The sequence below is a fragment of the Streptomyces sp. NPDC051578 genome (genome assembly GCF_044454045.1).
Taxonomy (GTDB): domain Bacteria; phylum Actinomycetota; class Actinomycetes; order Streptomycetales; family Streptomycetaceae; genus Streptomyces.
The window spans coordinates 172,381-193,896 of sequence record NZ_JBITDH010000008.1; the positions used below are offsets into that span (position 1 = coordinate 172,381).

15 protein-coding genes and 2 pseudogenes are annotated in these 21,516 nt (G+C 70.0%); 5 read left to right on the plus strand and 12 right to left on the minus strand.

Going from position 1 to position 21,516, the window contains the following annotated elements:
* Positions 1-18 precede the first annotated feature (18 nt).
* From ACIA6C_RS27255 to ACIA6C_RS27285, 7 genes are all read right to left on the minus strand, one after another.
* Positions 19-1,515, minus strand: a complete 1,497-nt coding sequence (locus ACIA6C_RS27255) for an amino acid permease (protein WP_366080077.1) — start codon at positions 1,513-1,515, stop codon at positions 19-21.
* A gap of 108 nt (positions 1,516-1,623) precedes the next feature.
* Complete coding sequence (gene dxs / locus ACIA6C_RS27260; RefSeq protein ID WP_366080076.1) at positions 1,624-3,540, minus strand: 1-deoxy-D-xylulose-5-phosphate synthase; 1,917 nt, start codon at positions 3,538-3,540, stop codon at positions 1,624-1,626.
* Between the two features lie 253 nt (positions 3,541-3,793).
* Positions 3,794-5,083 (minus strand): sugar ABC transporter permease, encoded by a 1,290-nt coding sequence (locus ACIA6C_RS27265; protein WP_399279826.1) that lies wholly within the window; start codon positions 5,081-5,083, stop codon positions 3,794-3,796.
* A 26-nt stretch (positions 5,084-5,109) separates the two neighbouring features.
* On the minus strand, positions 5,110-5,898 hold the full coding sequence (locus tag ACIA6C_RS27270) for an ATP-binding cassette domain-containing protein (RefSeq protein WP_329199216.1): 789 nt from the start codon (positions 5,896-5,898) through the stop codon (positions 5,110-5,112).
* Between the two features lie 219 nt (positions 5,899-6,117).
* A complete protein-coding gene (locus tag ACIA6C_RS27275; protein ID WP_399279700.1) occupies positions 6,118-7,230 on the minus strand; it encodes a sugar ABC transporter substrate-binding protein in 1,113 nt (370 codons plus the stop codon).
* Positions 7,231-7,347: 117 nt separating this feature from the next.
* Positions 7,348-8,562 (minus strand): ROK family transcriptional regulator, encoded by a 1,215-nt coding sequence (locus tag ACIA6C_RS27280; RefSeq protein WP_366080075.1) that lies wholly within the window; start codon positions 8,560-8,562, stop codon positions 7,348-7,350.
* A gap of 577 nt (positions 8,563-9,139) precedes the next feature.
* Positions 9,140-9,343 carry a hypothetical protein gene (locus tag ACIA6C_RS27285; RefSeq protein ID WP_399279838.1) on the minus strand — a complete coding sequence of 68 codons (204 nt, stop codon included), beginning with the start codon at positions 9,341-9,343 and terminating at the stop codon, positions 9,140-9,142.
* On the opposite strand from ACIA6C_RS27285, the pseudogene ACIA6C_RS27290 reads away from it, so the two are divergent.
* The 4 genes and pseudogenes from ACIA6C_RS27290 to ACIA6C_RS27305 all read left to right on the plus strand — a co-directional run.
* Positions 9,305-9,388, plus strand: a pseudogene (locus ACIA6C_RS27290) (hypothetical protein); the annotation flags it as partial. The gene ACIA6C_RS27285 and the pseudogene ACIA6C_RS27290 sit on opposite strands and share 39 nt — an antisense overlap.
* Positions 9,389-9,561: 173 nt before the next feature.
* Entirely contained in the window at positions 9,562-10,329 is a 768-nt protein-coding gene (locus ACIA6C_RS27295) for a hypothetical protein (protein ID WP_399279702.1), read from the plus strand.
* Between the two features lie 146 nt (positions 10,330-10,475).
* Positions 10,476-10,526 (plus strand): annotated as a pseudogene (locus ACIA6C_RS27300) (hypothetical protein); the annotation flags it as partial.
* Positions 10,527-10,803: 277 nt separating this feature from the next.
* Complete coding sequence (locus ACIA6C_RS27305) at positions 10,804-11,670, plus strand: HAD-IC family P-type ATPase (protein WP_399279828.1); 867 nt, start codon at positions 10,804-10,806, stop codon at positions 11,668-11,670.
* Between the two features lie 54 nt (positions 11,671-11,724).
* Here ACIA6C_RS27305 and ACIA6C_RS27310 read toward each other — a convergent pair whose 3' ends face one another.
* The 5 genes from ACIA6C_RS27310 to ACIA6C_RS27330 all read right to left on the minus strand — a co-directional run bounded on the left by ACIA6C_RS27310 (position 11,725) and on the right by ACIA6C_RS27330 (position 19,266).
* Complete coding sequence (locus ACIA6C_RS27310; RefSeq protein ID WP_399279704.1) at positions 11,725-12,654, minus strand: carbohydrate ABC transporter permease; 930 nt, start codon at positions 12,652-12,654, stop codon at positions 11,725-11,727.
* 13 nt (positions 12,655-12,667) lie between these two features.
* On the minus strand, positions 12,668-13,612 hold the full coding sequence (locus ACIA6C_RS27315; RefSeq protein ID WP_399279706.1) for a carbohydrate ABC transporter permease: 945 nt from the start codon (positions 13,610-13,612) through the stop codon (positions 12,668-12,670).
* A gap of 22 nt (positions 13,613-13,634) precedes the next feature.
* Positions 13,635-15,083 (minus strand): N-acetylglucosamine/diacetylchitobiose ABC transporter substrate-binding protein, encoded by a 1,449-nt coding sequence (gene ngcE / locus ACIA6C_RS27320; RefSeq protein ID WP_361131719.1) that lies wholly within the window; start codon positions 15,081-15,083, stop codon positions 13,635-13,637.
* Between the two features lie 312 nt (positions 15,084-15,395).
* On the minus strand, positions 15,396-18,110 hold the full coding sequence (gene acnA / locus ACIA6C_RS27325; protein WP_399279708.1) for an aconitate hydratase AcnA: 2,715 nt from the start codon (positions 18,108-18,110) through the stop codon (positions 15,396-15,398).
* Positions 18,111-18,264: 154 nt separating this feature from the next.
* Positions 18,265-19,266, minus strand: a complete 1,002-nt coding sequence (locus tag ACIA6C_RS27330) for a LacI family DNA-binding transcriptional regulator (protein WP_399279710.1) — start codon at positions 19,264-19,266, stop codon at positions 18,265-18,267.
* 245 nt (positions 19,267-19,511) lie between these two features.
* Between ACIA6C_RS27330 and ACIA6C_RS27335 the strand changes: the two genes are divergently transcribed.
* On the plus strand, positions 19,512-21,407 hold the full coding sequence (locus ACIA6C_RS27335) for an amidohydrolase (protein WP_399279712.1): 1,896 nt from the start codon (positions 19,512-19,514) through the stop codon (positions 21,405-21,407).
* Positions 21,408-21,516: the final 109 nt, after the last annotated feature.

Here is a 21,516-nt window from a genome sequence, read left to right on the forward strand (position 1 = left end):
CGCTCCGACCCGGGGCCGTCAGTAGTCCGCTTCCTGACCGGCCCGGGCGAGGCGGCTGTTGCGCCGGCTGTACAGGAAGTAGACGAAGAAGCCGACGACCATCCAGATGCCGAACCGCAGCCAGGTCTCGGCCGGCAGGTTCAGCATCAGCCACAGCGACGCGGCGATCGACAGGACGGGCACGAGCGGGACCCACGGCGTACGGAAGGACCGGTGCAGGTCGGGCCGGGTACGGCGCAGGACGATCACGCCGAGGGCGACGACCACGAACGCGAACAGCGTGCCGATGTTGACCAGTTCGGCGAGCTTCTCCAGGCTCGTGAAGCCCGCCACGACCGCGATGACCACGCCGAGCGTGATGGTCGCGCGGTAGGGCGTGCGGTACTTCGGGTGGGTCACGGAGAAGAAGCGGGGCAGCAGTCCGTCACGGCTCATCGCGAAGAACACCCGGGTCTGGCCGAGCAGCAGGATCATGCAGACGGTGATCAGCCCGATCGACGCACCGAGGCTGATGGCGCCCGAGAAGAAGGGCTGGTTCACCGATTTGAAGGCTTCGGCGAGAGGGGCGGTCGCTGACATCTGCGTGTACTTCTCCATGCCGGTGACCACCAGCGTCACGGCGACGTAGAGCACCGTGCAGATGATCAGTGAGCCGATGATGCCGCGCGGCATGTCCCGCTGGGGGTTCTTGGTCTCCTCGGCCGCGGTGGCCACGACGTCGAAGCCGATGAAGGCGAAGAAGACCAGCGAGGCCGCCGTGAAGATGCCCATGACGCCGAAGTTGGTGGGGGCGTAGCCGAAGAGCAGCTGGACCAGCGGCGCCTTCCAGCCGCTCCCCGGGGGCTGGGCCTGGGCCGGCGGGATGAACGGCTTGTAGTTGTCCGCCTTGATGAAGAACAGGCCCGCGATGATGACCAGCAGCACCACCGTCACCTTGATGGCGACGACGATGGCGGTGATCCGGGCCGACAGCTTGGTCCCCACGACGAGGATCGCGGTCAGTACCAGGACCAGCAGGAAGGCCAGCAGGTCGAACGTACCGCCCGCGTCCGGCCCCGACAGCCCCGCGGGCAGGTTCCAGCCGAGGTTGGTGCTCATGAGGTGGCGCACGTACCCGGACCAGCCCACCGCCACGACGGCGGTGCCGAGCGCGAACTCCAGTACGAGGTCCCAGCCGATGATCCAGGCGGGCAGCTCGCCGATCGAGGCGTAGGAGAAGGTGTACGCCGAACCGGCCACCGGCACGGTGGAGGCGAACTCCGCGTAGCAGAGCGCCGCGAGGGCGCACACGATGCCCGCCGCGACGAAGGCGAGGGCGGTGGCGGGTCCGGCGTTGTTGCGCGCCGCGATGCCCGTGAGGACGAAGATGCCGGTGCCGATGATGACACCGACCCCGAAGACCGTCAGGTCCCAGGCGGAGAGCGACTTCCGGAGCGCGTGTTCCGGCTCTTCCGTGTCACGGATGGACTGCTCCACCGTCTTGGTCCGGAAGGGGCTGTTCAGGTTCCTGCTCACCGACGCACCTCCGGCTGATGACGAGGCACACGAGAACGGGCCGGGAGGCCCACCCCCTCAAGGGTGATCTCCCGGCCCGTCACGCGCAACCGCGCGCGCCTGGTCGCGTCAGTCGACGGTGGCGGCCGGCTCGCTGTCGTAGCGGCCGTCCAACTTGGCCACCAGGCCCGTGACCTGCCGGGCGATGTCGGGCGCGGTGAGCCCGATCTCGGCCAGGATGTCCTTGCGCAGCGCGTGGTCCAGGAAGCGCTGCGGGATGCCGAAGTCGCGCAGCGGTACGTCGACACCCGCGTCGCGCAGGGCCTGCGAGACGGCGGCGCCCACGCCGCCGGTGCGGCCGTTGTCCTCGACGGTGACGACCACGCGGTGCTGCTCGGCGAGCGGGGCCAGCGCCTCGTCCACGGGCTTGACCCAGCGCGGGTCGACCACGGTGGTGGAGATGCCCTGCTTGTCGAGCAGGGCGGCGATCTCCAGGCACATGGGGGCGAGTGCGCCCACCGAGACGAGCAGCACGTCCGGCCGGGTGACCTCCGGCGCGGGGGCGCGCAGCACGTCCATGCCGCCGATCCGGCCGACGGCGGGGACGGCCGGGCCGACGACGCCCTTGGAGTAGCGCACGACGGTCGGCGCGTCCTTGACGTCGACGGCCTCGCGCAGCTGCGCGCGCAGCTGCTCGGCGTCGCGCGGGGCGGCGAGGCGCAGCCCCGGGACGACCTGGAGGATGGACATGTCCCACATGCCGTTGTGGGAGGCGCCGTCGTCGCCGGTGACGCCCGCCCGGTCCAGGACGAAGGTGACCCCGCACTTGTGCAGGGCCACGTCCATGAGGACCTGGTCGAAGGCGCGGTTGAGGAAGGTCGCGTAGACCGCGAAGACGGGGTGGACGCCGCCGGTCGCGAGGCCGGCCGCGGACGTGGCGGCGTGCTGCTCGGCGATGCCGACGTCGTAGATGCGGTCCGGGAACGCCTCGGCGAACTTGTTGAGGCCGACCGGGTGGAGCATGGCGGCGGTGATGCCGACGATGTCCTCGCGCTCGTGGCCGAGCTTGACCATCTCGTCGGCGAAGACGGAGGTCCAGCTGGCGGCGGCGGTCTTCACCGGCAGGCCGGTGTCGGGGTGGATCACGCCGACCGCGTGGAAGCGGTCCGCCTCGTGCTCCAGCGCCGGGGTGTAGCCGCGGCCCTTCTGGGTGAGGCAGTGGACGATGACCGGTCCGCTGAACCGCTTGGCGCGCTGGAGGGCCGACTCCAGGGCCTCGATGTCGTGGCCGTCGATGGGGCCGATGTACTTGAGGCCCAGGTCCTCGAACATGCCCTGCGGGGCGATGAAGTCCTTGAGGCCCTTCTTGGCGCCGTGCAGGGTCTCGAAGAGCGGCTTGCCGACGACCGGGGTGCGCTCCAGGAGTTCCTTGCCGCGGGCGAGGAAGCGCTCGTAGCCGTCCGTGGTGCGCAGGGTCGCCAGGTGGTTGGCGAGACCGCCGATGGTGGGGCCGTAGGAGCGCTCGTTGTCGTTGACGACGATGACGAGCGGGCGGTCCTTGGCGGCGGCGATGTTGTTCAGCGCCTCCCAGGCCATGCCGCCGGTCAGGGCGCCGTCGCCGATGACGGCGGCGACGTGGTGGTCCTCGCGCCGCAGCACCTCGTTGGCCTTGGCGAGGCCGTCGGCCCAGCCCAGCACCGTCGAGGCGTGGGAGTTCTCGATCACGTCGTGCTCGGACTCGGCGCGCGAGGGGTAGCCGGACAGGCCGCCCTTGGTGCGCAGGCCGCCGAAGTCCTGGCGGCCCGTGAGCAGCTTGTGGACGTAGGCCTGGTGGCCGGTGTCGAAGAGGACCTTGTCCTTGGGCGAGTCGAAGACCCGGTGCAAGGCGATCGTCAGTTCGACCACGCCGAGGTTGGGGCCGAGGTGCCCGCCGGTCTTGGAGACGGCGTCGACGAGGAAGGACCTGATCTCGTCGGCGAGCTGGGAGAGCTCCTCCTGGCTGAGCCGGTCCAGATCGCGCGGTCCCTTGATGCGGGTCAGCAGCACCCGTGCCTCCTTGCAGTTGCTTGCTGGTCTGTCGAGTCTAATGTTCCGCTCGCGACGAGCATCATCGGGCGGTACCGGGACGGCCACGCCTTTGTCATACCTGTACACACCCCCGGCAAATCACACATCCCAAACGGGCGCATACCCGCACAGGCGTACGCACACATGTACGCACGTGTGCCCGGCGCCACGCGAAGTGGCACCGGGCACTGTGACGGTTCTTACCGCCGGGTCACCGCCCGCGGCAGCGCCGTCAGGCGCGTCCCGCCGTCTTCTGGGTCTTGCGGGTGACCGAGTCGATGACCACGGTGGCCAGCAGGACCGCGCCGGTGATCATGTACTGGATCGGCGTCGCGATGCCTTCCAGGGCCAGACCGTACTGGATCGAGGTGATGACCATGACGCCGAGGAGCGCGTTCCAGGTCCGGCCCCGGCCGCCGAAGAGGCTGGTGCCGCCGATGACGGCCGCCGCGATCACGTTCATCAGCAGGTCGCCGGCGCCGGCGCTCTGGTTCGCGGCCGCGATCTTGGAGGCCCAGAAGAGCCCGCCGACGGCGGCGAAGGTGCCGGCGATGGCGAAGACCGCGATGCGGATGCCGGTCACGTTGATGCCCGCGCGGCGGGAGGCCTCGACGCTGCCGCCGAGCGCGAAGACGTTGCGCCCGAAGGTCGTGCGGCGCAGCACGAAGTCCGTGCCGACGAGGACGAGCAGGAACAGCACGACCGCCAGGGGCAGGCCCTTGTACTGGTTGAACACCGCGGCCGGGCCGAAGGTGAACACCGCGAGCACGGCGGTGCGCAGCACGATCTCGCCGAGCGGCCGGGAGGGGACGCCCGCGGCCTGGCGGCGGCGGTTGTCGAAGAAGGTGGCGAGGAAGTACGCCGCCACCGCGACCGTCGCGAGCCCGTAGCCGGCGGCCACGTCAGAGAAGAAGTACGTGGTCAGCTGACCGACCACGCCCTCGGAGTCGAGGTTGATGGTGCCGTTGCTGCCGAGGATCTGCAGCATCGCGCCCGACCAGAACAGCAGGCCCGACAGGGTGACGGCGAAGGCCGGGGCGCCGATGCGGGCGAAGAAGAAGCCGTGGAGGGCGCCGATCAGCGCGCCGCCCGCGACGGCGGCGAGGATCGCGAGCCACTCGTTCACGCCGTGGGTGACGGCGAGGACGGCGACGATCGCGCCCGAGACGCCGCTGACCGAGCCGACCGAGAGGTCGATCTCGCCGAGCAGCAGCACGAAGATGATGCCGACGGCCATCATGCCGGTGGCGACCATCGTGATCGCGATGTTGGTGAGGTTCTCCGGGGAGAGGAAGTTCGCGTTCAGCCCCTGGAAGATGCCCCAGATGATGATCAGGCCGAGGACGACCGGGATGGAACCCAGGTCGCCGGCCTTCATCTTGCGGCCGAACTCGCTGAGGTAGCCGGAGAGGCCCTGCTCGCGGACGAGCAGGCGGGGGTCGACGGCCGGGATCGCGTCCGACGCGGCGGCCGGGTTGACCGGATCGAGGTGCTCCGTCCGGCCCGCGGGGCCCTTGCCCAGCGGATCGGCGGCAGGGTTCTGGGTGCTCACTTGCGGGCCTCCCCGGTGCGGGCCGCCCGGCGGGTCACGGCGTTGTCCGTGGCCCCGGTGATGGCGGAGATGATCTCTTCCTGCGAGGTGTCGGCGACGCTGAAGACGCCGTTGTTGCGGCCCAGCCGCAGCACCGCCACCTTGTCGGCGACGGCCTTCACATCGGCCATGTTGTGGCTGATGAGGATGACGGCGTGGCCGCGCTCGCGCAGCCGCTCCACCAGGTCGAGGACCTGGGCGGTCTGCTCGACGCCGAGGGCCGCCGTCGGCTCGTCGAGGATGACGAGCTTGGGCTCGCCGAGCATCGAACGGGCGATCGCCACGGTCTGGCGCTGACCGCCGGACAGCGAGGCGATGGGGATCCGGACACTGGGGATCCGGATGGACAGGGTGGTCAGGAGCTCGCGGGCGCGGCGCTCCATCTCCACCTCGTCGAGGATGCCGCGGCGCTTGAGCTCGCGGCCGAGGAAGAGGTTGCCGACGACGTCGATGTTGTCGCACAGCGCGAGGTCCTGGTAGACCGTCGCGATGCCCAGGTTCTGGGCGTCGTGGGGCTTGCTGATGGAGACCGGGCGGCCCTCCCACTCGATGACTCCGTCATCGATCGGGTGCACGCCGGCGATCGTCTTGACCAGCGTGGACTTGCCGGCGCCGTTGTCACCGACGAGGGCGACCACCTCACCGGAGTGGATCTCGAGTTCTACGTCGGTCAGGGCCTGAACGGCGCCGAACCGCTTCGAGACCCCTCGCAACGCCAGCACGGGCGCAGCGGACACATGAACCATCTCCTTCGCCGCCTGACCGGCGGGGATGTCGTGCAAAAGAGCAGGAACGCGAATGGGGCTTCGGGGGCCGAGGCCCCCGGGATACGGAAGAAACGTTTCTGTACCGGCGCCCCGCGGATGGCGGGGAAAGGGGGCGGGGCGCCGGACAGGCGAGGGGTCGTCCCTGTCGGGTCGACGAGGCCTTCGGGGCCGGCCGCTCGGACCGGCCGCTCGGGCTTGCTACTTCAGGCCGATGCTCGCGCAGGCGGCCGCGTACTTGTCGGTGCAGATCTCTTCGGCCGTGTAGACGCCGTCCTTGACGACGGTGTCCTTGATGTTGGCCTTGGTCAGCGAGACGACCGGGATCAGCACGGACGGGACGCCCTTGGTGGTCGGGCTGTCGACGTTCTGATTGACGATGCCGTCGATCTTCTCGTGCTTGGCGAGGGCGACGGCCATCTCCGCGGCGGCCGAGGCCTCCGGGGCGTACGGCTTGTAGACGCTCATGAACTGCTCACCCGCGACGATGCGCTGCACGCCGGCGAGCTCCGCGTCCTGGCCGGTCACGGGGGGCAGGGGGGACAGGCCGGCCGCCTTGAGGGCGGTGATGATGCCGCCGGCCATGCCGTCGTTGGCGGAGTAGACGCCGATCACCTTGTCCTTGCCGAGCGCCGAGAGCGCGCCCGCCATGTTGGTGTTGGCGTTCTCCGGCTTCCACTCCTTGGTGTCGTACTCCTTGCCGATGTTCACCTTGCCGTCGAGGACGGAGTGAGCGCCCTTCTTGAACAGGGCGGCGTTCGGGTCGGTGACGGAGCCGTTCATCATGACGATCTGGCCGTCCTTGGCCTTGTCGCCCAGCGCGTCGAGCAGCGCCTTGCCCTGGACCTTGCCGACCTCTTCGTTGTCGAAGGAGGTGTAGGCGTCGATCGGGCCCTCGGCGAGGCGGTCGTAGGCGACGACCGGGATGCCGGCGTCCTTGGCCTTCTTGACCGAGCCCGCGATGGCCTTGGCGTCGACCGCGTCGACGATCAGGACGTCCACCTTGTTGGTGATCATGGTGTCGACCTGCGAGTTCTGCGTGGTCGCGTCCTGCTTGGCGTTGGCGTAGACGACCTTCGCCTTGCCGCCGGTGAGGTCGGCGACCTTCTTCTCGATGAGCGGCTTGTCGAACTTCTCGTAACGGGCCGTCTGGTTCTCCGGAAGGAGCAGGCCGACGGTTATCGCGTCGCCCTTGGCCGCGCCCGACTCCTTCGCCTTGTCGCCGGACTCCTTCGCGCTCCCACATGCGGCGAGGGAAACGGCCATCGCGCCGGCGGCCACGGCAACAGCGGCTCTGCGCATACGAGTGTTCATTGGTTGAACCTCCCTGACGAGGCCGCGACAGTGCGGCCGAGGTGGATGCGAGTCAACCCCGGCCGCAGTTTGCCGTCAAGGAGTGAATCCTTAACGAGATGACAACGGTGCCATCCGTTATCTAACTGAAGACATCAGGGCGGGAGCCCGAACTCCGATTCCATTTTCCGCCAAAAGCGTCGAATCGCCCATCTCGCTCAGCACGAGGGCCAGGGCGCCGAGCACTTCCGCGCGCCCGCCCAGGGAGCCCGTGAGCACCGACAGCTGGCGTGCCGCGCTGGGGATCGCGTACCTCCCCACTGATTCACGGATGGGGGCGAGGACGAGTTCACCGGCTTCGGCGAGCGAGCCGCCGAGCACCACCCGGCTGGGGTTCAGCAGGTTGCACAGACTGGCCACGCCGCTGCCGATGTGCCGGCCGACGTCGGTGATGACCCGACGGCATCCGGGGTCCCCCTCGCGGGCCAGCTCGACGACCCGGTCCATCGTCAACTCCGGTCCGTGGCTGCCCTGGAGGAGGGGCAGGACGTAGCGTGCGGCGGTGAAGGTCTCCAGGCAGCCGCGGTTGCCGCACCGGCAGACCGGGCCCGACTCGTCGAGGGTGATGTGCCCGATCTCGCCCGCCGTACCGCCGGGCCCCCGGTAGATCTGACCGTTGATCACCAGGCCGGAGCCGACGCCGCTGGCGACCTTGATGTAGGCGAGGTCCTTGACCCCCCGGCCGCTGCCCCAGACCAGCTCGCCGAGGGCGCCCAGGTTCGCGTCGTTGTCCACGTACACGGGTACGCCCAAACGGCTGGACAGCTCCTGGCGCGGGTTGATGCCGGCCCATCCCGGCAGGATCGCGGTGGAGCCGAGCGTGCCGGATTCGAGGTCGATGGGGCCGGGGACGCCGAGGCCGACGCCGATCACCTTGTCGCGGCCCACCCCGATGCCCGCGATCAGCCGACCGACCAGCGCTTCCGCCCGGTCGAACCCCTCGGTCCAGGACGCGTCCACGTCCAGCGGTTCGGAGTCCTCGGCGAGCACCTGGTGGGCGAGATTGCCCACGGCCACCCGCAGGTGGGTGTGGCCGAAGTCCACGCCGATCACGATGCCCGCATCACCGCTGAGCGAGACGCTGCGGGCCCGACGGCCGCCCGCCGAGGTGTCGGTGACCTCGACGGTCCCGCCTTCCTTGAGCTCGCGGACGATGTTGGAGACCGTGGCCGCCGACAGTCCGGTGGCGCGGGCGATCTCCGCCTGCGTCAGTGAACCCGCGAGCCGGACGGCCCGCACGACGCGTTCGAGGTTCGCGCGATGCAGCGACGACTGCGATCCCGGAGTCTGCACGACTCATCCACTCCTGCCCATAAGCGACGGCCGGCCGTCGCCCCCCGGCCGGCGATCAGGGCTGAGTGCTCCGAGACACCGGCGTCTCTCCAACTTGTGAACCTTAAGTCGAGCCTTTGGCCCGTCAGACGTCAAGAGGCTGACGCAGCACGAAACGGCCACTATCGACCATATGGGAGTAAAGAAGCTGTCCATATCGTGTTACGGTCGCTGAGGCGTCGATCCTCTGCGGCCCTTCCGGCCGGATCCGGCGCCACGCCGTGACAGCGCTACGCGAGGAGGTGTTCGGGATGAGTCCCGATCGAAGTCCTCGCCGCGCCCTCGCCGGCTGATCAGCCCCGGGCTGACCCCGAGTCCGCGGGCGGCTGCCGCCGCGCCGGCCGGCGCGACCGCGTCCCGCCGCGTTCGCCGCTCCCCCCTTCACCGGCCCTCCACGGCCGTCCCTTCCCCTCCATGCCCCGTGGCGTACCCACGGCCCGTGCCGTGCACGCGTACGCCGCCACTCGGTCACTCCGCGTGACCGTGCCGCTCCGCGCTGCCCGGATCCCGCGGAGGGAGGTATTCGTCATGACCATGCTCACCCCTCGTTCCCCTTCCACCCTCGCACCGCCGGGCCGGGACCGCCGCGAGCGCAGCCGCGGAGCTGGAGCGCCGCACCCGCCTCGTCGCGGTCCGGCTCACCGAGGCCGCCACCCGCCCGGTCGCCGAGGTGCTCGAAGAGCTCGGCGCCACCCCCGAGGGCCTGTCCCGGGCCGAAGCCGCGCACCGCCTGGAGCTGCACGGCCGCAACGAGGTGGCCGGGGGGCGCGCCCCGCGCCGGCCCCGCCGGCTGGCGAAGGCGTACGCGAACCCCTTCATCGCCGTCCTCGTCTTCCTGGCCGCCGTCATGTACGCGCAGGACCCCGCCGACCCGGGTGTCGTCATCCTCTCGGTGATGGCGGGGACCGCCGGCCTGCTGCGCTTCTGGCAGGAGTTCCGCTCGGGGCGCGCCCCGAGGCGTTGCAGGCGCTGGTCACCACCACCTGCGCGGTGCGCAGGCGGGCCGGCGGCGGCTCCCTCGCGACCACCGTCGAGGTGCCCATGGACCAGGTGGTGCCGGGCGACGTGGTCAAGCTGGCCGCGGGTGACCTGGTCCCGGCCGATCTGCTGCTGCTCGCCTCCAAGGACCTGATGGTCGCCCAGGCCGCACTGACCGGGGAGTCCCTGCCCGTCGCCAAGGCCGACACCCCGACCCGCGCCGGGGACGCCGCCCGCCGGGACGGGAGCGGCGACCCCGCCGAGGCCGACAACCTCGTCCTCACGGGTACGTCCGTCACCTACGGCACGGCCACCGGGGTCGTCGTCGCGACCGGCGCCGACACCTACCTCGGCTCGATGGCCGGGGCGATGGCCGGGGAGCGCCCGCCCACCGACTTCGACCACGGCGTGCGCCGCGTCAGCCTCCTGTTGATCCGCTTCATGCTGGTGATGGTCCCCGTCGCCTTCGTGGTCAACGGCGTCACCGAGGGCGACTGGGACTTCGCCGTCGCCGTGGCGGTCGGACTGACCCCCGAGATGCTGCCGATGGTCGCGTCCGCCAACCTGGCCCGCGGCGCGGTGGCCATGTCCCGCCGCAAGGTGGTCGTCAAGCGGCTGAACGCGATCCAGGACCTGGGCGCGATGGACCTCCTGTGCACCGACAAGACCGGCACCCTCACCGAGGACCGGATCGTCTTGGACCGCTACCTCGGCGTGCACGGCGAGGAGGACCCCGAGGTCCTGGAGTAGGCGTACCTCAACTCCCACTTCCAGACGGGCCTGCGGAACCTGATGGACCGGGCCGTCATCGAGCGCGTGGACGAGGCCGAGGAGGTTGTCGTCGACGCACCTTCTCGATGGTCGACGAGATCCCCTTCGACTTCGCCCGCCGCAGGATGTCCGTGGTCCTGCGCCGCGAGGCCTTCGGGGACGGGGCCACCGCCGCCGAGCACGTCATGATCACCAAGGGCGCGGTGGAGGAGGTGCTCGCGCTGTGCACCCACGTCGTCGACCGCGGCCGCAGGACGGAATTCACCGGGCAGCTGAGGTGGCACGTCACCCGGACCGCCGAGGAGAACAACCGCCGGGGCCTGCGGGTCCTCGCCGTCGCCACCCGCACGGTCGGCGCCCCGCGACACCTACTGCGTCGCCGACGAAAACCGGCTGACGCTGGTCGGGTTCCTCGCCTTCCTCGACCCGCCGAAGGCGGACGCCTCCCCCGCCCTGCGGGGGCTCGCGGACCGCGGCATCACCGTCAAAGTGGTGACCGGCGACAACGAGCCGGTCGCCGCGCGGGTCTGCGCGGACGTCGGCCTCGACGCCGGCCGGGTGGTGAGCGGCCGCGAGATCGACCGCCTCGACGACCCGGCGCTGCGCGAACTGGCAGCCCGTACGACGGTCTTCGCCAAGGTCAACCCGGCACAGAAGGCCCGTGTCGTGCGGGCCCTGCGGGCGGACGGGCACACCGTCGGCTTCCTCGGGGACGGCATCAACGACGCCGCGGCCCTGCGTGACGCCGATGTCGGGATCTCCGTCGACACGGCCGTCGACATCGCCCGGGAGTCGGCCGACATCATCCTGCTGGAGAAGGGCCTGGTCTACGACCTCGCGCAGCTGGCGACCCCGTGGGACCGGATGGACGAGGAGTACCTGCGCCGGCCCCGCACCTGGGACGCGAGGGGCATCGGCCGGTTCATCGTGACGCTCGGGCCGGTCAGCTCCGTCTTCGACATCGCGATGTTCCAGATCATGTGGCACGTGTTCGGCGCGAACGACGAGGCGGCCCAGTCCCTCTTCCAGTCGGGCTGGGTCGTCGAGGGCCTGCTCTCCCAGACCCTCGTCGTCCATATGATCCGGACCCGGAAGATCCCGTTCATCCAGTCCCGGGCCTCCTGGCCGGTGATGGCGGCGACGGTCCTCGCGGTGCTGACGGGCCTGTTCCTGCCCTTCTCCCCGCTGGCCGGTCCGCTGGGCATGGTCCCGCTGCCGCCGGGCTACTTCCCCTGGCTGATCGCCGTACTCCTCGCGTACTGCGCGCTCACCCAGGCCGTGAAGACCTGGTACGTCCGCCGGTTCGGCAGCTGGCTGTGAGCCGGCCCCGGTTGCGGGGGCTGCCCCGGGCGGGGGCGCCCCCGGCGGGGCGGCCTACTTGAGGGTGGCGGAGGTCAGGCCGGCCTGGATCTGGCGCTGGAAGGAGAGGTAGACCACCAGCATCGGGATCATCGCGATGGTCACGCCGGCGAACAGCACCGGCAGGTCCGTCTCATAGCCCATCTGGTACTGGAGCTGGATCAGGCCCTGGGTGAGCATGTACCGCTCGGGGTCCGATCCGCTCTGGGGCTGCATCAGCACGGAGGGCAGGATGTACTGGTTCCACTGCCCCAGGACGTTGAATATCCCCACGCTGATCAGGCCGGGCTTGGCCATCGGGAGCATCACCTGGAAGAAGATCCGCGTGTCGGAGGCCCCGTCGATCACCGCCGCCTCGTGGACCGCGCTGGGCAGCGTCCGGAAGAACGAGTGCATGAAGAAGACGGTGAACGGCATCGAGTACGCCACGTACACGAGGATCAGTCCCTGGTACGTGTTGAGCATGTCGAGGCGCTTGACCATGAAGAACAGCGGGACGAGCGCCAGGAAGACGGGGAACATCGCCCCGCTGACGAAGAAGTAGTAGACGACCCGGTTGCCGGGGAAGGGGTAGCGGGCCAGTACGTACGCCGCCATCGACCCGAGCAGCATGGTCAGCGGGACGGAGAACACCAGCACGATCAGCGTGTGGGCGAAGTAGTCGCCGATGCCCTTGTCCCAGGCGCGGGAGAAGGCGTCGAAGTGCCAGTGGGAGGGCCAGCTGAGGGCCGAGCCGCCGATCTGCGAGTCGGTCTTGAAGGAGCCGAGCGCGAGCCAGATCAGGGGCAGGACGATCAGTATCGCCCAGACGGCCAGGAACCCGTGCGAGAAGACGTTGAGCACCATGCCGTCGGAGGGGCCCTTGCCGCCCTCCTTGGCGCGGCGGCCGGCGCCGCCGGGCTGCTCGGCGGCGGCCTCTCCCGGGGCCTTGATCACTGTGGTCATCGGTGTCTCCCGCTCAGAACTCGATGCGCTCGCGGCGGGTGGCGCGCAGCGTGACGATGGAAAGGATCATGGTCAGGACGAGCATGACCACGCCCATGGCGCAGGCGTATCCGCTCTTGCCGAAGTAGAGGAAGTTGCGCATCAGCACGGTCGCCATGACCTCGCTGTGGTGGTCCGGGCCACCGCCGAACTGGCCCGAGGTCATCGTGGACACGAGGACGAACATGTCCATCGCGGCGATGCCGAGATACACGGCGGAGGTCTGCACCGAGTCCCACAGCAGGGGCAGGGTGACCTTGAAGAAGGTCTGGGCCCGCCCGGCGCCGTCCAGCAGCGCGGCTTCGTAGATGTCTTTCGGGATGGACTGCATGGCGGCGGAGAAGAGCACCAGGTAGAAGCCGACGCCGTGCCAGACGACCACCATCAGCAGGCACCACAGCACCAGGTTCGGTTCGTTCAGCCATTCGACCGGGCGGGTCGGGTCGACGAGGCCGAGCTTGGTGAGGAAGCCGTTGAGCAGGCCTCCGGCGTCGCTGCGGTACACGGCGCCGAAGAGGACGGCGAGGATGGCGAGGGAGAGGACCTGCGGGAAGAAGTAGACGATCTTGTAGAGGCCCGATCCGCGTACGCCCCGCACCCCGCCGGCGCCGCTGCGGCCGCCCGCGTTGACCATGAAGGCGAAGAACAGGGCGAGCAGGATGGTGATCACCGGGACGAACACCAGGAGCAGCAGGTTGTGCCACAGGGCCCCGCGGAAGACCTCGTCCTTCATCAGCGCCGAGTAGTTGTCCAGGCCGACGAACTGGAACGTCGGCGACTGGCCCGACCAGTTGGTGAAGGAGTAGCCGAAGGTCTGGATGTAGGGCCAGATGACGAAGGTCAGGTACAGCGCGAGCGGCAGGATCAGGAAGCCGGCGATGAAACCGCCCCGTCCTGCGCCGCGGGCAACGTGGCTCATGGTGTCCGTCCCGTCCGTGACGTCAGCTGCGGCGGTTGTTCTTCGCGTTCGGGTCCTTGGCAGCCTTGTCTACCGCAGCCTGGGCCCGCTTGATCCATTCCTTGGGCTGGATCCGCTGGGCCATCAGCTCATTGGACGCGTTCTGGATCTCGGTGTCCATTTCGCTGTACCAGTCGGGGTACAGGTAGTTGAAGGTGTTGGTTCCCGCCGCCTTGACCGCCGCCACCGCGGACTGCGTGCCCGGGCGCAGCTTGACGTCGGGGTTGACGCCGTCCTTGACGACGGTGAGGGAGTTCGCCTGCTGGGCGAAGGTGGTCGACCATTCGCGTGACAGCATCGAGCGCAGGAACTCCAGTCCGCCGGCCTTGTTGGCGGCCTTCTCGGGGACGATGAACGGCTCGCCGGCCCCGGCCCGGATGGCCTCGAAGGGCAGCTTGCTGTCGGCGAGCAGCGGGACCGGCAGGAACTTCATGTCGAAGTCGTCCGGCGTCTGCTTGAGCTGCTCGTTCTCCAGCCAGGAGCCGGAGGGGATGAAGGCGGCCTTGTACTGGTTCCACGCGGTCTGGGACTCCGTGTGGGTGAGGCCGTTGGTGCCCGGCATCAGCAGGCCCTTCTCGACGACCTCGTACACCGCCTCGACCGCCGCGAGGGCGGCGGGGTTGCCCTCGAAGGCGTTCGGTTCGAGGTTGTCGATCGCCTTCATCGCGTCCAGGCCGCCCTTCTTGGCGATCAGGTCCATGATGACGACGTTGATGTAGTACGGGTACTTCCCCTGGTGGGCGAGGCCGCCGATGCCGGCTTCCTTGGCCTTCGTACAGACCGCCAGGAAGTCGTCCCAGGTCTTGGGCTCGCTCCAGCCCTTCTCCTTGAAGAGCTTGCCGGAGTACCAGAAGCCGAACACGGTGTAGACGTAGTACAGGGCGACGAACTTGCCGCCCTGGGTGCCCTGTTCGACGGTGCCGGGGATGAGCGTGTCCCGGACCTTCTTGGACGGGTCGTCCAGGGAGGGCGCGTCGAGGACCTGGGTGAGGTCGGCGAGCTGGCCGCCCTTGGCGAGGACGTCGACCTTGATCTGCTGGGCGCCCGAGTCGTCGATGACGTCCGGCGGGTTGCCGCCGTTGAAGCGCGGCTGGAGCTTGCCGGTGATCTCCTGGGTGCCCAGGTGGGAGCTGGTGGTGCCCCACTTCTTGTCGAAGGCGGCTTCCCACGCCTTGGCGTAGTCGTCGCCGAACCCGCCCTTGAAGACGACGACGTCCATCTTGCCGCCCTTGGCCACGCCGAAGGGGTTGTCCTTGGAGACGGCCCCCTTCGCGGGACCCTTCGTCGTGGTGTCGCCGCCGGAGGCGCAGGCGGAAAGGAAGCTCATCGTCGGGACGGCGATCAGGCCGAGTGCCGCGGAGCGCTTGATCAGGTCCCGGCGGCCGAGGCCCTCACCGGTGCTGTTCTCGCCGTGGGCGGAGGTGGATCCCATGCTCAAGTCCTCGCCTTCGTCTGGAGTGTGAAGGAGGAAGGAACGCACGGCGGATGCCGTGCACGCGGCATCGCCGCAGGTCCCCACCGTCCCCCCGTCCGGGGCCGCTCGTCTCGCGGTGGCCCGGACGGCCACAGGTATAGTCCACTTCCGCTCGGGTGAGCAAGATCGTGCACAAGTATCTGCCCCGGCTTTTCCGAGTTGAGACCTCACCGTCACCTGGCTGGCCGATACCCGACGGTCCGGACAAGCGGAAGGGCCGTACCCCCTTTCGGGGGTACGGCCCTCGGGTGCCGCTCGGCATCCGCGTGACTAGCCGCGGATCAGGTTGCGGAGCACGTACTGCATGATGCCGCCGTTGCGGTAGTAGTCCGCCTCACCGGGGGTGTCGATGCGCACGACCGCGTCGAACTCCACACCGGTGTCGGTGGTGACCTTGACCGTGCGCGGGGTGGTGCCGTTGTTCAGCTCCTCCACACCGGTGAAGGAGAAGGTCTCCTCGCCGGTCAGACCCAGCGCGGCCGCCGAGGCGCCCTCGGGGAACTGGAGCGGGAGGACGCCCATGCCGATCAGGTTCGAGCGGTGGATGCGCTCGTAGGACTCGGCGATGACGGCCTTGACGCCGAGGAGCGCGGTGCCCTTGGCCGCCCAGTCGCGGGACGAGCCCGAGCCGTACTCCTTGCCCGCCAGGATGACCAGCGGGACGCCGGCGGCCTGGTAGTTCTGCGAGGCGTCGTAGATGAACGAGACCGGCGCGTCGGGCTGGGTGAAGTCGCGGGTGAAGCCGCCCTCGGTGCCCGGCGCGATCTGGTTGCGCAGGCGGATGTTGGCGAACGTACCGCGGATCATGACCTCGTGGTTGCCGCGGCGGGAACCGTAGGAGTTGAAGTCGCGGCGCTCGACGCCGTGCTCCGTGAGGTACTTGCCGGCCGGGGTGTCGGCCTTGATCGCACCGGCCGGGGAGATGTGGTCGGTGGTGACCGAGTCGCCCAGCTTCGCCAGCACGCGGGCGCCGGTGATGTCGGAGACCGGGGTGGTCTCCATCGTCATGCCCTCGAAGTAGGGGGGCTTGCGGACGTAGGTGGACTGCGGGTCCCACTCGAACGTGTTGCCGGTCGGGATGGACAGCGCCTGCCACTGGGCGTCGCCCGCGAAGACGTCCTGGTAGGACTTGTTGAACATGTCCTCGCCGATGGCGTTCGCCACGACGTCGTTGACCTCGGCCTCGGTGGGCCAGATGTCCTGGAGGTAGACCGGCTTGCCGTCGGTGTCGATGCCGATGGCGTCCTTGGTGATGTCCACCTTCATGGAGCCCGCGATGGCGTACGCGACGACCAGCGGCGGGGAGGCCAGGTAGTTCATCTTGACGTCGGGGTTGATGCGGCCCTCGAAGTTGCGGTTGCCCGAGAGCACCGAGGTGACCGCGAGGTCGGCCTCGTTGATCGCCTTCGAGATCTCCTCGTCCAGCGGACCGGAGTTGCCGATGCAGGTGGTGCAGCCGTAGCCGACCAGGTTGAAGCCCAGCTTGTCCAGGTACGGGGTCAGGCCGGCCTTGTCGAAGTAGTCGGTGACGACCTTCGAGCCCGGGGCCAGGGTGGTCTTGACCCACGGCTTGCGGGTCAGGCCCTTCTCGGCCGCCTTCTTCGCCACGAGCGCCGCGGCGACCATGACGTAGGGGTTCGAGGTGTTGGTGCAGGAGGTGATCGCGGCGACGGTGACGGCGCCGTGGTCGATCTCGAACGAGGTGCCGTCGGCCAGGGTGACCAGGGTCGGCTTGGTGGGGATGCCGTTGGCGGAGGCCGGGGCGTCGGACGCCGGGAAGGACTCCTTGCCGGCCTCCTCGTCGTCGCTGACGTAGTTGCGCACGTCGACGGCGAACTGCTCGGCGGCGTTCGCGAGGACGATGCGGTCCTGCGGGCGCTTGGGGCCGGCGATGGAGGGGACGACCGTGGAGAGGTCGAGCTCCAGCTTCTCGGAGAAGTCGGGCTCGGCGGCCGGGTCCAGCCACAGACCCTGCTCCTTGGCGTACGCCTCGACGAGCGCGACCTGCTGGGCGTCGCGGCCGGTCAGGCGCAGGTACTTCAGCGTCTCGTCGTCGATCGGGAAGATCGCGGCGGTCGAGCCGAACTCCGGCGACATGTTGCCGATGGTGGCGCGGTTCGCGAGGGAGGTGGCGGCGACGCCCTCACCGTAGAACTCGACGAACTTGCCGACGACGCCGTGCTTGCGCAGCATCTCGGTGATGGTGAGCACGAGGTCGGTGGCGGTGGTGCCGGTCGGCAGCTCGCCGGTCAGCTTGAAGCCGACGACGCGCGGGATCAGCATGGAGACCGGCTGGCCGAGCATGGCGGCCTCGGCCTCGATGCCGCCGACGCCCCAGCCGAGCACGCCGAGGCCGTTGACCATGGTGGTGTGCGAGTCGGTGCCGACGAGGGTGTCGGGGTAGGCCTGGCCGTTTCGGACCATGACCGTGCGGGCCAGGTGCTCGATGTTGACCTGGTGGACGATGCCGGTGCCCGGGGGGACGACCTTGAACTCGTCGAAGGCGGTCTGGCCCCAGCGCAGGAACTGGTAGCGCTCCTTGTTGCGGCCGTACTCCAGCTCCACGTTCTGGGCGAACGCGTCGTTGGTGCCGAACTTGTCGGCGATGACCGAGTGGTCGATGACCAGCTCGGCCGGGGCCAGCGGGTTGATCTTCGACGGGTCGCCGCCGAGGGCCTTCACGGCCTCGCGCATGGTGGCGAGGTCGACGACGCAGGGGACGCCGGTGAAGTCCTGCATGATCACGCGGGCCGGCGTGAACTGGATCTCCTCGCTGGGCTGCGCCTGCGAATCCCAGTTGCCGAGGGACCGGATGTGGTCGGCGGTGATGTTCGCGCCGTCCTCGGTACGGAGCAGGTTCTCCAGCAGGACCTTCAGGCTGTAGGGAAGGCGGGCCGCGCCCTCGACCTTGTCCAGCCGGAAGATCTCGTACGACTCGTCGCCCACCTGCAGCGTGCTGCGGGCGTCGAAGCTGTTCGCCGACACGACAGTCTCCTTCATGCATGATTTCGCGCGTATAACCGCATCCTGCCGCCACGCCCCATGGCCAATCCGCTAAGGTAGGGCTAAGTTAGGTAACCCTTACCAGCGGGGGCGGCTGCGGTACGCCTTCGGCAGATATCTCGATGTCGAGATAACTCTAGTACATGTCCGGGGGCAGGGACGAGGTACGCACCCTCAGTCCCGCCTCCACGGTCAGCTGGCCGGGCGATTCCGCTTTCCCGGATTCGATCAGCGCCACCAGCGCGGACACCGCCCGGACGGCGATCCGCTCGGGGTCCAGGGTGACGGTGGTCACGGGCGGGTCGTTGCGGGCGTACGCCGGATCCTCGCTGGCGCAGACCAGCAGCAGGTCGTGGGGCGTACGGATGCCGTGGCGCGCGGCGGCCGCCAGCGCCTGCCTGCCACCCGGGTCGTACACGCAGTAGACGGCGTCGGGCCGGGCGGGCCCGCCGAAGGCCCCGTCGAAGGCGTGACCTGCGCGGTCGTCCGGATCGAAGGGGATCACCAGCGCCTTCGCGCCGCGCCGCGCGCACCACTGTTCGTAGGCGGAGGTGACGGCCCCGGTGTAGAACTCCCGGCCGTATCCGGAGTGCAGTGCGATGCGCCGGGCTCCGGAGGTCGCGAGGTGGTCGAGCACCTCTCGCGTGGTGCTCGCGTGGTCGTTGTCCACCCATATGTCCGAAGGCCACGGGTCCGCCGGGCGGCCGTCGAAGACCAACGGCATGCCGCGGGCGCGCAGGGCGCGCAGCACCGGGTCCCCGGCCGGGCTGTCGAGCAGCAGCATGCCGTCGACGGCGAGGGTGTGCCACAGCGGCTCGCCGCCCCGGTCAGCGGGCAGCGTCGTCAGGGCGTAGCCGCGGGCGTGCGCGGCGGAGGTCGCGGAGGTGAGCAGCCGGGAGAAGTAGGCGATCCCCGCGAAGTCCCAGGCGGATCCGGCGTACGTGGTCACCGCCAGCCCGAGGGTGCGGGTGCGGGGACCGCGCCGGGCGCCGTAGCCGAGACCGGCCGCCACCTCGCGGACGCGGCGGCGGGTGCCGTCGGCGAGGCGGCCGGTGCCGTTGAGGGCGTGCGAGACGGTCGCGGTGGAGACCTCCGCGGCGCGCGCGATGTCGGCGATGGTCGGTCCGGGGCCGGGCACGGGGTCATGGTACGGGCGGGGCGCGGTTGCGGGCAGGGCGTGCGGGCGGGGCGCGGCTGCGGGCAGGGCGTGCGGGGGGGGCGCCGTCAGGGCGGGCGTAACGGGCGGAGGTCGCGGAGAGCTGCGGCGGCGCGGGGAGGGGCGGCGTGCGGAATCCGTCGCCCGGGACGGGTTCTGGTTAACGGGTTAATCACCCAGTGTCCACGCCACGTACCGACACCGCCGTACCGATGTCTGGAGTGGCCATGACCCCTTCCCCCCTGTCCCGGCGCGGACTCCTCGCGTCCGCCGGAGCCGCCTCGGCGGCGACCCTGCTGGGCGCGGGCGCCGCTTCGGCCGCCGCCTCCGCGCCTTCCGGGGGTCGCGGCTCCGCCGCGCTGGTGTTCCACAACGCCCGGGTGTACACGGGCCGGTCCGGCGGCGCGCCGGTGGAGGCCCTCGCGGTGGGCCGGGACGGCAGGATCCTGGCCACCGGTTCGAGTGCCTCCGTACGCCGGCACGCGGGCCGGGACACCGAGGTGGTCGACGCCCGCGGCAACACCGTGATGAGCGGCATCCACGACGGGCACGTCCACCCGCTCAATGCCGGCGAGCGGTCGCTGCGGCCCTCGCTGGCGAGCGCGGAGACCACCGTGGCGGAACTCACCGCCCTGCTGACCGGGTTCCTCGCGGACACCGGCGGGGCGGGCGCGGAGCCCGACGGCTGGCTGGTCGTGGAGGACTGGAACCCGATCGGGCTGCTGCCCACGGGGACCAGCCCCCACCACACGATGTTGGACGCGCTGCCCACGCGCCGGCCCGTCGTCCTGATCGGCGGAGACGGGCACAACCTGTGGGCCAACCAGCGCGCCCTGGACATCGCCGGGATCACGGCGGCCACCCCCGACCCGGTCGGCGGCAAGGTGGTCAAGGGAGCCGACGGGCAGCCGACGGGCGTGCTCAAGGACGATGCGCAGGCCCTGGTGAGACGGCACGTCCCGGAGCCCTCCGCGGCCGAACTGACGGCGGCCTGCGCGAAGGTGCTGGAGCTGGCGGCCGCTTCGGGGGTCACGACCATGATGGACGCCCTGGTCGGCCGGCACGAGCTGGAGCTGTACCGGGCGCTGTCGGCGGCGGGCAAGCTGCCGCAGCGGATCGTGCCGGCCATCCGGCTGGAGGCGGAGCAGGCGAAGGACCCGGCGGCCTCGCTGGAATACGCGCGGGGGCTGCGGCGGGAGTTCGAGGGGGTACGGGGACTGCGGTTCGGGATGGTCAAGGTGTTCCTGGACGGGGTCATCGAGTACCCGGCGCAGACGGCGGCGCTGCTGGAGCCGTACCTGGACGGAGCGGGCAGACCGACCGCCAACCGGGGCGAGCTGTACACCTCTGCGGCGGACTACGGCCGGCTGACGGCGGCCTTCAACGCGGCCGGCTGGCAGATGCACGCCCACGGCCTGGGCGACCGGGCGGTCCGTACCGCTTTGGACGGATACGAGTACGCCAGGCGGGTGACGGGTCATCGGGACGCGCGCAATGCGATCGCCCACCTCCAGATAGTGGATCCGGCCGATCTGCCCCGCTTCGCCCGGCTCGGCGTCGCCGTCTGCATGCAGCTCCAGTGGGCATCGCGCGACACCTGGACGATGGAGGCGCTGCTGCCCTACATCGGGCCCCGCCGCCACCGTTGGATGTATCCGGCACGGAGCATCGAGAAGGCGGGGGCGCGGCTCACGGGCGGCTCCGACTGGCCGGTGGACGTGCTGCAGGTGTGGAACCAGCTGCGGACGGCGATCGACCGACAGGGCGCCTTCGGCGAGGGCGAGCTGTACCGGGAGCTGGAGGGCCTGAGCCGGGATTCGGTCTTGCGGATGCACACCTCGGGCACCGCCTGGCAGTTGCGCCAGGAGCAGCTGACCGGCACGGTGGAGACGGGCAAGGCCGCCGACCTGGTACTGCTGGACCGGGACGTGACCCGCTGTCCGGTGTCCGACATAAGCGACACGGGCGTACGCATGACCCTGGTCGGCGGACGCGTCGTGCACGACGCGGAGTCCGCGGCGGGCCGGGCGGCTTCGGCCCGGGCCGAGCGGGCGCGATCGGCGCCGCGCCCGGCCACGTACGCGGCGGTCCACGGCGGTCGGCACCACGCCTGCGGACACTGAGCCGGCAGGGGCCCGGGACCGCCTGCCGGCTGACCCGGGGTCAGCCGGCAGGCCTCCCGCACCACGGTGGGTAACACCCGTCCGCCACACCCCGTTCGGCCCCCATCTC